The sequence below is a fragment of the Rhizobium sp. UGM030330-04 genome (assembly GCF_003208455.1).
Classification (GTDB): domain Bacteria; phylum Pseudomonadota; class Alphaproteobacteria; order Rhizobiales; family Rhizobiaceae; genus Agrobacterium; species Agrobacterium rhizogenes_A.
Genome location: NZ_QKML01000002.1, coordinates 114248 through 127756 on the forward strand (window position 1 = coordinate 114248; position 13509 = coordinate 127756).

Below are 13509 nucleotides of genomic sequence, written 5' to 3' on the forward strand. Positions count from 1 at the left end.
CGTGAAACGGGTAAGATCGCCATCAAGGAAACACATAAGGAGATCGTCATGGGCATGCTGGTGGAAGGCGTATGGAAAGACGTCTGGTACGACACCAAGGAAACCAAGGGGCATTTCAAGCGCGGCGCCTCGCAGTTCCGCAACTGGGTGACGGTCGACGGCGCCCCCGGCCCTTCGGGAGAAGGCGGCTTCAAGGCGGAGAAGGATCGCTACCACCTCTATGTCTCCTTCGCCTGCCCCTGGGCGCATCGGACGCTGATTTTCCGCAAGTTGAAGAAACTGGAAGACCTGATCTCCGTCTCCGTCGTCGATCCGCTGATGCTGGAAAACGGCTGGGAATTCAAGCCCGAGGGCGAGCGCACACCGGGCGCAACGGAAGACCACCTGTTCGGTTCCTCCACGCTCTGGCAGGTCTATACCCGGGCGGACCCCAAATATTCCGGGCGCGTCACCGTGCCCGTGCTGTGGGACAAACAGCGCGGCACCATCGTCTCCAATGAATCCGCGGAAATCATCCGCATGTTCAACTCCGCCTTCAACGATCTCACCGGATCGAAAGCGGATTATTACCCGGAGGCGCTGCGCGCCGAGATCGATGCACTGAACGACATCATCTACGACACCGTCAATAACGGCGTCTACAAGGCCGGTTTCGCCACCACGCAGGATGCCTATCAGCAGAATGCCGTGAAGGTGTTCGAAACGCTGGACATGCTGGAAGATCGCCTGAAGGACCGGCGCTTCCTGCTCGGTTCAGAACAGACGGAAGCGGACTGGCGCCTGTTCACCACTTTGGTGCGGTTCGATCCCGTCTATGTCGGCCATTTCAAGTGCAACATCCGCCGCATCCACGACTATCCGCACCTGACGGGTTACCTGCGCGATCTTTACCAGACGCCGGGCGTGCCAGAGACGGTGGATATGCGCCACATCAAGGAACATTATTACCGCAGCCACCGCACCATCAACCCGACCGGCATCGTGCCCGTCGGCCCGGAGCTGGACCTGATCACGGCCCATGGCCGCGAGGCGCTCTCCTGACGGGAAGCCTCCCGCCGCTACCAGTGGTCGGCGATTTCCGTTTCGCCGGCAAGTTCGGCGAGGCGGCGGCGGGTGGCGGCTGTCACTCCTTCCGGCAAAGCCGAAAGGTCGAAAAAGCCGCTTTCGGCAATTTCATGGTCCGGCTTTTTCAGAGCTGTCTGGCTGACCTCCAGCCGGTAGAGCGCCACGTGGTCGCGATTGCTGCCTTCCAGATTGAGATAGACATGGAAAAGCTGAGGGGTTGAGGCGGCCACGAGGTTGCCCTCCTCACGGATTTCCTTGTGCAGCGCCATCAGCAGAGTTTCGCCACGCTCCACCCCTCCGCCCGGCAGATACCAGCCCGGCAGATAAGTGTGCCGCACCAGAAAAATCCTGTCCTTTTCATCGAAACAGGCCGCACGCACGCCAAGCGTGGCACCCCGTGTGAGCAGAAAAATGAAATGCAGAAAGCGGATGAAGACACGCATGTGGAACGGACGGGCCTTCTGCCCGGTTGTCTCGTCATTCACCCTGGTTTCTCCCCGCCGGCAGGCTTTTATTGGACGTGCCGCATATCATAGGTTATCTCTGCCGCCATGTTCAAACTTGCGCATATTTCAGACGTCCATTTGGGGCCACTGCCAAAGCTCACTTTCCGGGAACTTGCATCCAAGCGTATCACCGGTTTCGTCAACTGGCACCGCAACCGCCGCAAGCATCTCTTCACCGATACGCTGGAAAAGCTGCTCGACGATCTCGAGACAAAGTCGCCAGACCATCTGGCTATCACCGGCGATCTCGTCAATCTTGCGACCGGCATCGAAATTCGCGCCGCCGCCGACTGGCTGGAGGAAGTGGGCGATCCTGAAAAGACATCCGTCGTTCCCGGCAATCATGACGCCTATGTTTCCGGCGCGCACGACAAGGCCATGCAGGCCTGGTACCCCTATGTGCGCGGCGATGGCGACCCGACGGAATGGGACGATGACCGCAAGATTTTCCCCTATATGCGCGTGCGCGGCCCGGTCGCACTGATCGGCTGCTCCACCTCGATTGCCACGCCGCCCTTTTCAGCCACCGGCTATTTCGGCAACCGGCAGGCGCGCGCCACGGCGGAACTTTTGAAAAAAGCCGGAGAACAGGGGCTGTTCCGGGTGGTGATGATCCATCATCCACCCATCCGCGGCGCCACCGCCACCCACAAGCGCATGATCGGCATCCGTCGTTTCGCAGCGGCGCTGGGCGTCGGCGGCGCGGAACTCGTGCTGCATGGCCATACCCATCTCAACACGGTTTACTGGTTGAATACGCATCACGGGGAAGACCACATTCCGGTCGTCGGCATCGCCTCGGCCAGCCAGGGACCGGGTGGGGAAAAACCACGCGCGGCCTATAATCTCTTCCACATTTCCGGTGGTCCCGGCACATGGAATGTCGCCTGTGAGCGCCATAGTCTTGATGAGACGGGGACGGGTGTGGCGCTGGAAGATATCAGGGTGTTTTATGAAAACGGGCGGCCGCTGGGGTTTTCCCTGTTGGGGGAATAGGTTCGCTGCCGTGAGGTTGGAGCGTGTGGCTTCCCCCCCTCTGCCCTGCCGGGCATCTCCCCCTCAAGGGGGGAGATCGACTCGTGGTTGGGTCTCGCCCATCTCAAAGGTTGAGAATGAAGTGGTGGTAGCGCCTCCTGCCGATCTCCCCCCTTGAGGGGGAGATGCCCGGCAGGGCAGAGGGGGGTAAAGCCCCACCCTCAAGGCCCACTTACTTAGCCCGCTCTTCCAGCACCCTGTTCGCCGCCGAAACGATCGCCTCCAGCGAAGCCGCCACAATATTCGTATTGACCCCCGCCCCGAACAGCTTGCCGCCCGGATGCTCCATCTCGACATAAGCGATGGCCGAAGCATTCGAGCCATGCTGCAGCGAATGCTCGGAATAATCATTCACCGACAGGTCAATGCCGAGATAGACCGACAGCGCATTGATGAACCCGTCAATCGGACCGGTGCCCTTGCCCTCGATGCGCTTCACCTCGCCATTGTCGGTGATCTCGGCGGCAACAATGCGCACGCCCTTGAAATCGCCGGCCGGATAGGTGTGGTGATCGACGAACTTGATGCGCGCCTTCGGCTGCGTCACGTAACGCTCGATAAAGCGCTCATAGATGCGCTTGGCCGGCAGTTCCACGCCTTCTTCATCGGTAATGCGCTGGATATCCTCGCGGAACTCCACCTGCAGGTTGCGCGGCAGGTTGATGCCGTAATCCTGCTGCAGAATATAGGCGATGCCGCCCTTGCCGGATTGCGAGTTGATGCGGATGATCGCCTCATAGGAACGGCCGACATCCTTCGGATCGATCGGCAGATAGGGCACTTCCCAGACGGGATGGTTGGCGACCTTGATCGCCTTCATGCCCTTGTTGATCGCATCCTGATGCGAGCCGGAAAAGGCCGTGTAGACCAGTTCGCCGACATAAGGGTGGCGTTCGGGGATCGTCATCTCGTTGGAATATTCGTAAACCGACTTGATGCGCTCGATATCGCGGCAATCCAGCTCAGGATCGACACCCTGCGTATACATGTTCAGCGCCAGCGTCACGACGTCGACATTGCCGGTGCGCTCGCCATTGCCGAACAGCGTGCCTTCGACGCGGTCCGCACCCGCCATCAGGCCCAGCTCGGTCGCGGCAATGCCGGTGCCACGGTCATTATGCGGATGCAGCGAGATGATGACGTTTTCGCGATTATCGATATTGCGGCACATCCATTCGATCTGGTCGGCATAGATGTTCGGCGTCGCCATTTCCACCGTCGAAGGCAGGTTCAGGATCAGCTTGTTATCGGCCGTCGGCTTCACCACCTCGACCACGGCGTTGCAGATTTCCAGCGCCACTTCCAGCTCGGTGCCGGTAAAGCTCTCAGGCGAATATTCGAAGCGGTAACCGCCGCCGGCCTTCGCCGCCATGTCGGTGATCATCTTGGCCGCGTCGACAGCGATCTGCTTGATGCCGTGCACATCCTTGCCGAACACCACGCGGCGCTGCAGTTCCGAAGTGGAATTGTAGAAGTGGATGATCGGCTTGTTGGCGCCTTGCAGCGCCTCGAAGGTGCGGGTGATCAGCTCCGGGCGGCACTGTACCAGCACCTGCAGGGATACATCGTCAGGCACATCGCCTTCTTCCACACACCAGCGGGCGAAATCGAAATCCGTCTGCGAGGCGGAGGGGAAACCGATCTCGATTTCCTTGAAGCCCATTTCGAGCAGCAGCTTGAACATGCGGGCCTTGCGGTCGTGGCCCATGGGGTTGACCAGCGACTGGTTGCCGTCGCGCAGATCCACCGAACACCAGATCGGCGCCTTGTCGATGGTCTTGCCCGGCCAGGTGCGGTCAGGGATGTTGATGGTCGGGTAAGGGCGATACTTCACGCTCGCGTCGTTCATGCCCTTGGAAATATTGGTGATCTTGCCGTCCATTTCGCTTCCTCCTTGCGCAGTCCGCGGGCTTCTTCAAGCCATCGGCGGATGCGCGGCCCTTGAGGGCCTGAATCCAGTATAAAATGAGATTTCGAGATGAGGAGCGTTTGCACCAGCGGGCTTTCGGCCGCCGGGCGCTCCTCACTGGACCCGGCAACCGCGTGTAAGGTCGAGGCTAAGAAGCGAGAGTGCACCGCACGGCGAGGCCTTCGCAGAAATCTGCGCGCTCATGCCGAAAATGATTGCGATGCGGTTGCTCATGGCGACGTGTATAAACAGCGGCTGGCGGTCTGACAAGTGATCTTGTTATCTTCCCCGCCTATTTTACCCGCTGATTACTCTCCAGCTTTTCCGATATCCATTTGACGATGAGGGCCTCACGCGTCATTCCAAGGCGAGCCGCCTCCGCATCCACCTGACGCAAAATCCCATTCGGAAGATCGAAATGAGTGTGTTCCTTTCCCGGCCGGCTAGCCTTTGACCAGTCGACATAATCGTCGATGTCTTCGCCATCGTCGAATTTCCTGTCGAAATCTTCAGCGCTGATCGTCTTCATAACGCTGCTTCTCCTTGTCTCTGGAACGCCTCACGGAAATGATCCGCAACCGGTCATTTCTATAGGTGTAGATGGCGCTCCAGCACTTTCCGCGCAATTGCGCAATCATAATATACCGTTCTTCCGACGTGGTTTCGAGAGGTGCGACAAGTCTTTTCTCGTCCAGCCAAAGCGCTCTTGCCTCGACGAAATCTATTCCATGTTTGTCTTTATTACTTTCGCTTTGGCGGGATCGAATTCGAAATCCATAAATAAATATTTCTTAAAACAATAAGCTCCCTATCTAACCACGCTTCACTACCCGCTGCAACGCCATCATCAGCCCGCCGCCGATCAGCCCCCAGAAGGCCCCGGAAACACCACCGAAGGAAAGGCCCGAGGCCGTGATGAGGAAGGTGATCGCCGCTGCCTCGCGGGTTTCCGGCTCCTTGAAGGCCGCGACGGCGGAACCGGAAAAGGCGCCGACCAGCGCCAGCCCCGCCACCGCCTGAATGAGGATGGGCGGCGCCAGCGCCACGAAGGCTGTGACCACGCCGGCCAAAAGGCCGAAGATGATGTAACCGACACCGCCGATGATCGCCGCCCAATAGCGCCGTCTGGGGTCGGCATGGGCGTCCTCGCCCGCGCACATTGCCGCGGTGATCGCCGCGAGATTGACGGCATGGCCGCCAAAGGGGGCCGAAAGCAGCGAGAAGAAACCGGTCGTGGCGAAAAGCGGTCCGGGTTGCGGATCGTAATGATTGACCTTCAGCACCGCGATGCCGGGAATGTTTTGCGAGGCCATGGTGACGATGAACAGCGGCAGCGCAATGGAGACGATGGCGTGCAGGCTGAAGACGGGCGTCACCCACTCCATCGGCGGCGTCAGCGATTGCGCCACGCTATCGAGCGCGCCCGCCGGAATATCGACCCCGAAGATCATGACGAGCACGAAGGCGGCAAGCGCCGCAGGCACGGCGAAAAGCCGCCGGAAAGCACCCACCACGATCCAGGCGAGAATGATCGGCAGGCCAAGCGCCGGGTTAAAACCGATCGCCTTGATCGGCGCGAAACACAGGCCGATGATGACACCTGACAGCATGGCATTGGCAAGCGGCGCGGGAATGGAGGCAACCGCCCGCCCGAGCGGCCGGAACAGGCCGGCGATGATGATCAGCACGGCGCAGATGATGAAACCGCCCACCGCCGCCGGAAATCCGCCCTCGATCACGCCCGTGGTCGCCAGCAGGGCCGCACCCGGCGTCGACCACGCGATACTGATCGGCAGCCGTGTGGCGACAGAAAGAACGATGGCGCAAAGCCCCATCGCCACCGAAAGCGCCATCAGCCCGGAAGCCGCCTCGAAATCCGTCGCGCCGACGGCTTTGAGGCCCTGCAACACGACGGCAAAGGAGCTGGCAAAACCGACAAAGGCGGTGAGGCACCCCATGAACAGGCTCTGGACGGAAAAATCTTTCAGCATGAAGCACTCTGCGGCCTGCTGCCTGTCGCAAAAACCGCAGCGGTCTGCATTGACGACGGACAGGAACAAAACTTGAAGCGTGGAGCGCGAATCCGAAGATGGCGACACGCTTTGGATGAAGCATGACTATATTCAGGATCAAAAAAGACAAGGCTTGGCAAGATGAGCGGCCGGGCTTCAGGTACGGGAGACGCGGAAAACGTCATCAAAGTTTAGCGACAGGGGGCTAATCCTCACGGCATCCACAACAGCAGGGCAGCCGCCACAAGAGGGATCGTCTCCATGTTTCGCATCGCCACCATCGCCGCTTTTTGCCTTGTGGCACTTCCGGCCGCCGCGCAGACCCCGCCAGCGCCGGCCTTTCTTGGCCAGATCGTCGTTCCTTCGGGCCTCTCCATCAATGGCGTCGCCTTCGGCGGCATTTCGGATCTCGCCTTCGACAGTGAAACCGGCCGTTATCTCGCTGTTTCCGATGATCGTGTGGAAAATGGTCCCGCCCGCTATTACGAGCTGGAACTGGCCGTCACGGAAGGCGTCGTTAAGCTGAACATCGCCGCCACGCGGGAATTGAAGGATGAGGCCGGCGCAGCCTTCGCCCTAAAGGGCATCGATGCCGAGGGAATAGCGCTCGACCGTAAGGGCGGCAAGCTCTACTGGTCCTCCGAGCGTGACCTCAAGAACCAGCCCGCGCTTTATGCCTCGGACCTCGATGGCGGCAATGTCAAGCGGCTGGAATTGCCCGACGCCTATCTCGTCGATGACGCGAAGACCAAGGGGGTACAGAACAATCTCGCCTTCGAGGGCCTGACGCTGATGCCCGGCCGGCTGATCGCCGCCACCGAAAATACCTTGATCCAGGACGGCCCGAAGGCGACGCCACAGGCCGGCAGCCCGGCCCGTATCCTCGTGATCGACACGACGACGCTGAAGCCGGTCGCGGAACATGTCTATGTCACCGAGGCGATCTCGAAGACCCCGACAGCCGCCGAGCCGAAATATAACGACAATGGTCTCTCCGCCATCGAGGCCCTGCCGGATGGCCGTTTCGTTGCCGTCGAGCGCAATTTCGCTTCCGGGGTCGGCAACCATATCCGCTTTTTCATCGCCGACCTGTCCCGCGCCGACAATATTCTCGGCAGGGACAAGATCGATCCGGCATCCGTGACCGCCGTATCCAAATCAGTGTGGTTCGAAATCAACGAAGGCGATTTCGGCCTCGATATCGACAATATCGAAAGCTTCGCCTTCGGGCCGGTGGTGGATGGCAAGCAGCTCTTCGTCATCGCCTCGGACGACAATTTCAATCCGGGCAAGCAGTTCACCCAGTTTGCGCTCTTCGCAATTCCCGCAAATTTGGGTCAGTAGGATCCGCGATGACGCAGGATACCGGCTCCGGCAACGGTCGGGGCCGGTATTGGCAACCGGCTCGGCCAGGCGAAGGAAGCAGCTACCAGCGGAGAAACCGGGACCCGGCAAAAGCGCCGATCAGGCCCATGACAAGAATGCCGAGCGAATACCAGATCAGCACGAATGCCATGCCGTTTTCGGTGCAGAACCAGGAATAGACCCACGCCCCGGCTGCACCCGCGGCGATGCCCGCCGCAAAACCGGCAAGCGCGGGATCGGCGGGCGCGGAGCGTTTAAGGACCGACAAATTCGCCAGAAACATGGGAAATGCAAAAGCCACGATCAAAAACGGGCAATGCAGAGCCGACGATCCCAGAATAAGGGTGCGGTAGCTGCCCGGCAGGGCAAAGCCCAGCTGGACGAATGCGATTGCCGCCATTGCAACGAAAATCACCGCCAGCAATGCAAAAAAGCAGCCACGATCGCCATCCGGCCGGGCAAGGCGCCGGACAGCGAGGAACGCGACCACGGCCAGCACGGCATTGTAAGCGGACTTGATCCAGAAACCCAGTTCAGTGAAAGCATCATCCATATCGCTGCGCAGCCCGAGAATGACGAACATCAGCAGAAGCGAAATGCAGAGCGCGGGCAAGACGGCTAGCAGCAGCCTGCGCTCCAGCGCCGAAACGGGCACAGGCCTGAGGTCGCCCGCCAGTTGATCAATGATGTCTTCCGTCTTTCTCACGTGTCTCCCCGCAACCTTGCCGCCAGGACTTTCAGCGTCCTGTGAATGCCGACCCGTGCCGCAAGCTCGGTCTGGCCGGACTTTTTTGCCGCTTCTGCAATTGACTGACCTTCAAGTTTCACATTGCGAATGAGGTCCCGTTGCCGCTCCGGCAAATCGTCGAGCAGTCGTTCCACATCCATGCGCGCCGTCACCGCATCGACAGTCGGTTCGGCTTCCAGCGTCTCATCCAGTTCGACTTCCGCCAGCATCCGCGCGCCCCTGCCCCGATAATGGTCGATGAGCTTGTAGCGCGCGATTGCAAAGAACCAGGCCGTGAACGGTCGCGCACGATCATAGGTCTCCCGTTTGGCGTGAAGCGACAACAGGGTTTCCTGCACAAGATCCTCCACATCGCCTCGGGATGAGGAGGCCATGCGCCGCCCGTAATAGGCGACCAACAGCCGGCGCAACGCATGGAGCAAATGCCTGTAGGCGCTTTCGTCCCCGTCAAGGGAACGCAGCATCAGCATCTTTAATGTCTCTTCCGAAAGGCTGCCTGTCATCGTCACTGTCGGGTTATTCGCAGTCCATACGATATTGTTACATAATGGCTGAAAAAAAATCTCGCCCGAATATTCCGTCACAAGCACGTGAAGCTGTAACGGCGGGCTGTTTCCGAGCGAATGGACGATCGTGAGCCACGGCACGACGCCGCCGGACATAAAACGACGTCCCAGAGGAGACCTTTCATGACCCGCATTTTTGCGACCATCGCCACCGCTTCCCTGCTGTCGGCCCTTTCTTTCACAGGTATCGCCCATGCCGACAGCATGAAGACCGATACGATAAAAAAAGACGCCATGCACAGCGACACCATGCAGACGGAAATGACGAAAAAGGACGGCATGCCAATGGCGGACAAGAAGGACTGCATGCACAAGGCCGGCATGGAAATGGACAAGATGAAGAAGGCCGACATGATGAAGGCTTGCGACACCATGCAATGATGGCTGGCCTGCGACAGCGCAGGACCGGAAACGCGGTATAAGCCGCCAGGAACGGAAAAGCCCGCACCGGCCACTGCCGGTACGGGCTTTTTAAAGAGATATCAGAAGCTCAGAGCTCCGACTGGCTTTCGACGATCTTGCCGACAAGACCGTAATCCTTGGCCTCTTCCGCACTCAGCCAGTAATCGCGATCGATATCCTTGGCGATCTTTTCTTCGCTCTGGCCGGTGGCCTTGGAGAAAATCTTGATCAGGCGCTGGTTCATCTTGATGATTTCACGGGCCTGGATTTCGATGTCGGATGCCATGCCACGCGTACCGCCGGAGGGTTGGTGCAGCAGGAAGCGGGTGTTCGGCAGGCAAAGGCGACGTTCCTTGGGCACCGAAACATAGATCAGCGCACCGGCGGAAGCGACCCAGCCCGTGCCGATGATATAAACCTTCGGCTTGATGAACTTGATCATGTCGTGGATGGAATCACCCGATTCGACATGACCGCCCGGCGAATTGACGTAAACGCGAATGTCGTCGTCACCGGCGGCCGCAAGAGCCACGAGCTGCGTGCAGACCTTCTGCGCCAGTTCCTGCGTGATGCCACCATAGATGAAGATCGAACGCGACTTGAAAAGATTCGCTTCCGTTTCCTTGCCGATCGGCAGTTCCTTGCTCTTGTCGTCTTCGTCTTCGTTCATCAACGGCTCTCCAGCGTAATTCATGCATGCCCTTCGGACATAGTGCGACTTGTTACGTAAGGCAATGAGCGAAAAAGGCAAGGTTTTCGCCCGAACAATAAACAGGACCCCCGGCAGATGACGCATGGACAGCATCCTGACGTTCACGATATCGTCGGTGCCTCATTGCAGTGCCGCCCGTGCCGGAAGCCCAAGATCCTGTCCGGCGGCAACAATCAAAAGAGGGAACCATGCTGAAAAGACTAAGCCTTGCCGCTGCCGCGCTCGGCGCTACCGCCCTGCCCGCCTTCGCCCATTTGAACCCGGAAGAACACGGTTCTTTCATGGCCGGCGTTTCCCACCCGTTTTTCGGCGCGGATCATATTCTCGCCATGGTCGCCGTCGGCATCTGGGCCTCGCAGATCGCCATGGCCGGCAGTGACCGCAAGGCCTTGTGGCTCGTGCCGTCCGCCTTTGTCGGCACCATGGCCATCGGCTTCCTGATGGCGGTTTACGGCATCGATCTTCCCTTCGTCGAACCCGCCATTCTCGCCTCGGTCATCGGCCTCGGCCTGCTGGTCGCGGCGGCGGTAAAGCTGCCGACAGCGGCAGCTGCGGCGGTTGTCGGCGCTTTCGCGCTTTTCCACGGCCACGCCCATGGCGGTGAACTGGGCAGCGCCGGCGCCTGGCAATTCGGCCTTGGCTTCATGATCGCCACCGCGCTGCTGCATCTGGCCGGCATAGCACTCGGCCTTGGCATTGCCCGTTTCGGCTCGGCGGCAAGCCGCACCATCGGCGCGCTGACGGCAATCGCCGGCCTGTCGCTTGCCCTCGGCGGCTGACGATCATTACCGAAATTTAAAATTCGGGCCGCTTTGAAAAGCCTGAATTGAGGCCTACCTCCTTATCGTGGATTTACGCTTCACGGTAAGGAGGCAGCATATGTCACCGGAAGAAAGCCAGCTTCTCAAGGGCCTGTTCGACAGGACCAAAACCGCATCCGCCACCCCGCGTGACCGCGAGGCGGAAACATTGATCGCAGACGCCGTGCGCGATCAACCCGCGGCCCCCTATTATCTCGCCCAGGCGGTGATCGTTCAGGAAAAAGGGCTGGAGGCGGCAGCAGCCCATATCAGGCAGCTCGAAGACCGCATCCATGCGCTGGAAAGCGGTAATAACGCCCCGCAGGCGGCCGCACAGGGCGGGTTCCTCAGTTCAATCTTCGGCACAGGACAATCGCAGCCGCCCGCACCGACGCCAGCCCCTGCTGCCGCGCCAACCTCATGGCGCAATGATACCGCCGGCCAGACGGCTGGCCCCTGGGGGTCGCCGGCCGGTCAGCAGCAACCCGGCGGCCCGTGGAGCCAGCAACCCACCGCCGTCGGGCGTTCGGGTGGTGGCTTTCTGCAGGGGGCGCTCGGCACCGCCGCCGGCGTCGCGGGTGGCATGCTGCTTGCCAATTCGTTGAGCGGCATTTTTGGCAGCCATATGTCGTCGCTGGGGCTCGGTTCACCCTTCGGCGGCGGTAATGCCGCAGGCAACGCCCCCGTCGAGGAAACCGTCGTCAACAATTATTACGGCGACAGCGCCAATCAGCAAAATAACGACGACGACGACAATATCCAGCAGGCCGACTATGACGACAATGCTGACGACGCTGATTTCGATTCAGGCGACGACGGTTCGTTCGCCTGAATCTTCACACGCTAAACAGCCGGATCAGCCGCGACCGCGATAAGTCGCAACACCCTGATCCGGCAGCCATACGCCTTCGGGCGCCGGCCCGGTCTGCCAGAAGACGTCGATCGGGATGCCGCCACGCGGATACCAGTAAGCGCCGATCCTGAGCCATTTCGGCTGCAACAGCTCCACCAGACGCTTGGCGATATAGACGGAGCAATCCTCGTGGAATGCGCCATGGTTGCGGAAGGACTGCAGGAACAGCTTCAGCGACTTCGATTCCACCAGGAAATCACCCGGAATATAATCGATGACGATATGGGCGAAATCCGGCTGGCCGGTCATCGGGCAAAGCGAGGTGAATTCGGGCGCGGTGAAGCGCACCACATAGTCGGTGCCGGCATTGCCGTTCGGCACCTTTTCGAGAATGGCCTTTTCCGGGCTCTCGGGCATATCGACCTTCGTACCCAGCTGCGACAGGCCGGAAACATCCGTCACGGACATGGAAAACTCCTGACTACTTATACAATGACTTTGACGCCATGCGCCTTTTCGCCCTCAGGCTCGACGTGAATGGCGAGGCTGGCGCCCGGTATGACCTCCCTTATGGCATCTTCAAGGCGGTCGCAAATATCATGCGCCTCCCGCACCGTCATCGTGGCCGGAACGACCACGTGGAAATCGATGAAGGCGGCCGAACCGGCACGGCGGGTTCTCAGGTCATGCACGCCGATGACGCCGCCGGAATTGTCCGCGATCGCCTTCTTGATCGCCTCGTCTTCCTCGGGCTCCACCGCGCGATCCATCAGCCCGCCAAGCGAATGCATGATGACCTTCGATCCCTGAAACAGGATGTTGATGGCGACCAATATGGCAAGCAGCGGATCGAGAATGGCGTAACCCGTCACAAGCGCCAGAATGAGCCCGACGAGAACGCCCGCTGAAGTCACCACATCCGACATGATGTGATGGCCATCGGCGGCAAGCGCCGGCGAGGCGTATTTCCGGCCGACCCGGATCAGGGTCGTTGCCCAGACCGCATTGATGACCGCTGCCGCCGCGTTGATGGCAAGACCCAGAACCGGCGCCTCCGGCAGCTTCGGATTAAAGAGACCGCCCCATGCCTCCTGCACGATCAACAGCGCGGCAACGACGATCAGCACGCCTTCCACCACGGCGGAAATATATTCCGCCTTGTGATGGCCGAACTGGTGGTCGTCATCGGCGGGCTTCTGCGCGTAACGAATGACGAAATAGGCGATGAAGGCCGCCACCACGTTGACGGTCGATTCCAGACCATCGGACAGAAGTGCGACGGACCCCGTGACCCACCATGCCAGAAGCTTGAGGCCCAGCACGCCGAAAGAAAGTGGAATGCCCCAGAATGCGAGCTTCCTTACCAGTGCATTGCCTTCACTGTTCATTTTTGCCCCCGTGCGGATGCGAACGAATTGCATGACCGACTGCCAAAACGCACGAACCGCGCGCACGGGGTCTCCGTGCGCGCGGTTCGCTATTGGGGTTTTCTATCGTTCAAACCGCAGGCAAGGTCAAGAGCCTCAAGGTCGCATC

General features: G+C 59.9%; 16 protein-coding genes. 6 read left to right on the forward strand and 10 right to left on the reverse strand.

All coding sequences use genetic code 11. From position 1 onward, the window contains the following. The first annotated feature begins 48 nt into the window (after window positions 1–48). The gene (locus tag N434_RS03495) at window positions 49–1041 is read left to right on the forward strand and encodes a glutathione S-transferase family protein (RefSeq protein WP_110756096.1); all 993 of its coding nucleotides are present in this window, start codon (window positions 49–51) and stop codon (window positions 1039–1041) included. A gap of 17 nt (window positions 1042–1058) precedes the next feature. Here N434_RS03495 and N434_RS03500 read toward each other — a convergent pair whose 3' ends face one another. Next, on the reverse strand, window positions 1059–1550 hold the full coding sequence (locus N434_RS03500; protein WP_110756098.1) for an NUDIX domain-containing protein: 492 nt from the start codon (window positions 1548–1550) through the stop codon (window positions 1059–1061). A 66-nt stretch (window positions 1551–1616) separates the two neighbouring features. Here N434_RS03500 and N434_RS03505 point away from each other — a divergent pair, with 66 nt between their 5' ends. Then, window positions 1617–2567 carry a metallophosphoesterase family protein gene (locus tag N434_RS03505; RefSeq protein WP_110756100.1) on the forward strand — a complete coding sequence of 317 codons (951 nt, stop codon included), beginning with the start codon at window positions 1617–1619 and terminating at the stop codon, window positions 2565–2567. Between the two features lie 211 nt (window positions 2568–2778). Here the strand turns inward: N434_RS03505 and leuA are convergent, their stop codons facing one another. The 4 genes from leuA to N434_RS03530 all read right to left on the reverse strand — a co-directional run bounded on the left by leuA (window position 2779) and on the right by N434_RS03530 (window position 6506). After that, a complete protein-coding gene (leuA, locus tag N434_RS03515) occupies window positions 2779–4488 on the reverse strand; it encodes a 2-isopropylmalate synthase (RefSeq protein ID WP_110756102.1) in 1710 nt (569 codons plus the stop codon). A gap of 319 nt (window positions 4489–4807) precedes the next feature. Continuing rightward, window positions 4808–5044, reverse strand: a complete 237-nt coding sequence (gene brnA, locus N434_RS03520; protein WP_110756104.1) for a type II toxin-antitoxin system BrnA family antitoxin — start codon at window positions 5042–5044, stop codon at window positions 4808–4810. Further along, on the reverse strand, window positions 5025–5303 hold the full coding sequence (locus N434_RS03525; RefSeq protein ID WP_353618449.1) for a BrnT family toxin: 279 nt from the start codon (window positions 5301–5303) through the stop codon (window positions 5025–5027). Before N434_RS03525 ends, brnA begins: the two co-directional genes overlap by 20 nt. A gap of 24 nt (window positions 5304–5327) precedes the next feature. Continuing rightward, complete coding sequence (locus N434_RS03530; RefSeq protein WP_110756449.1) at window positions 5328–6506, reverse strand: benzoate/H(+) symporter BenE family transporter; 1179 nt, start codon at window positions 6504–6506, stop codon at window positions 5328–5330. Between the two features lie 282 nt (window positions 6507–6788). Between N434_RS03530 and N434_RS03535 the strand changes: the two genes are divergently transcribed. Next, complete coding sequence (locus N434_RS03535; RefSeq protein WP_110756106.1) at window positions 6789–7871, forward strand: esterase-like activity of phytase family protein; 1083 nt, start codon at window positions 6789–6791, stop codon at window positions 7869–7871. Window positions 7872–7953: 82 nt separating this feature from the next. On the opposite strand, the gene N434_RS03540 is transcribed toward N434_RS03535, so the two are convergent. Both N434_RS03540 and N434_RS03545 read right to left on the reverse strand, forming a co-directional pair. After that, window positions 7954–8598, reverse strand: coding sequence for an NrsF family protein (locus N434_RS03540; protein ID WP_110756108.1), 645 nt, complete (start codon window positions 8596–8598; stop codon window positions 7954–7956). Next, window positions 8595–9143, reverse strand: a complete 549-nt coding sequence (locus N434_RS03545; RefSeq protein ID WP_110756451.1) for a sigma-70 family RNA polymerase sigma factor — start codon at window positions 9141–9143, stop codon at window positions 8595–8597. The genes N434_RS03540 and N434_RS03545 overlap by 4 nt, the downstream gene beginning before the upstream one ends. 186 nt (window positions 9144–9329) lie before the next feature. Between N434_RS03545 and N434_RS03550 the strand changes: the two genes are divergently transcribed. Further along, window positions 9330–9587 (forward strand): pentapeptide MXKDX repeat protein, encoded by a 258-nt coding sequence (locus N434_RS03550; protein ID WP_110756110.1) that lies wholly within the window; start codon window positions 9330–9332, stop codon window positions 9585–9587. Window positions 9588–9696: 109 nt separating this feature from the next. Here N434_RS03550 and N434_RS03555 read toward each other — a convergent pair whose 3' ends face one another. After that, window positions 9697–10278, reverse strand: coding sequence for an ATP-dependent Clp protease proteolytic subunit (locus N434_RS03555; RefSeq protein ID WP_065113906.1), 582 nt, complete (start codon window positions 10276–10278; stop codon window positions 9697–9699). 230 nt (window positions 10279–10508) lie between these two features. Here N434_RS03555 and N434_RS03560 point away from each other — a divergent pair, with 230 nt between their 5' ends. Together N434_RS03560 and N434_RS03565 are read left to right on the forward strand one after the other, a co-directional pair. Beyond that, a complete protein-coding gene (locus N434_RS03560; protein WP_110756111.1) occupies window positions 10509–11099 on the forward strand; it encodes a HupE/UreJ family protein in 591 nt (196 codons plus the stop codon). A gap of 100 nt (window positions 11100–11199) precedes the next feature. Next, window positions 11200–11952, forward strand: coding sequence for a DUF2076 domain-containing protein (locus N434_RS03565; RefSeq protein ID WP_110756113.1), 753 nt, complete (start codon window positions 11200–11202; stop codon window positions 11950–11952). Window positions 11953–11976: 24 nt separating this feature from the next. Here the strand turns inward: N434_RS03565 and queF are convergent, their stop codons facing one another. Together queF and N434_RS03575 are read right to left on the reverse strand one after the other, a co-directional pair. Further along, window positions 11977–12441 carry a preQ(1) synthase gene (gene queF, locus N434_RS03570; protein ID WP_110756115.1) on the reverse strand — a complete coding sequence of 155 codons (465 nt, stop codon included), beginning with the start codon at window positions 12439–12441 and terminating at the stop codon, window positions 11977–11979. Between the two features lie 17 nt (window positions 12442–12458). Then, complete coding sequence (locus N434_RS03575; protein WP_065116030.1) at window positions 12459–13361, reverse strand: cation diffusion facilitator family transporter; 903 nt, start codon at window positions 13359–13361, stop codon at window positions 12459–12461. Window positions 13362–13509: the final 148 nt, after the last annotated feature.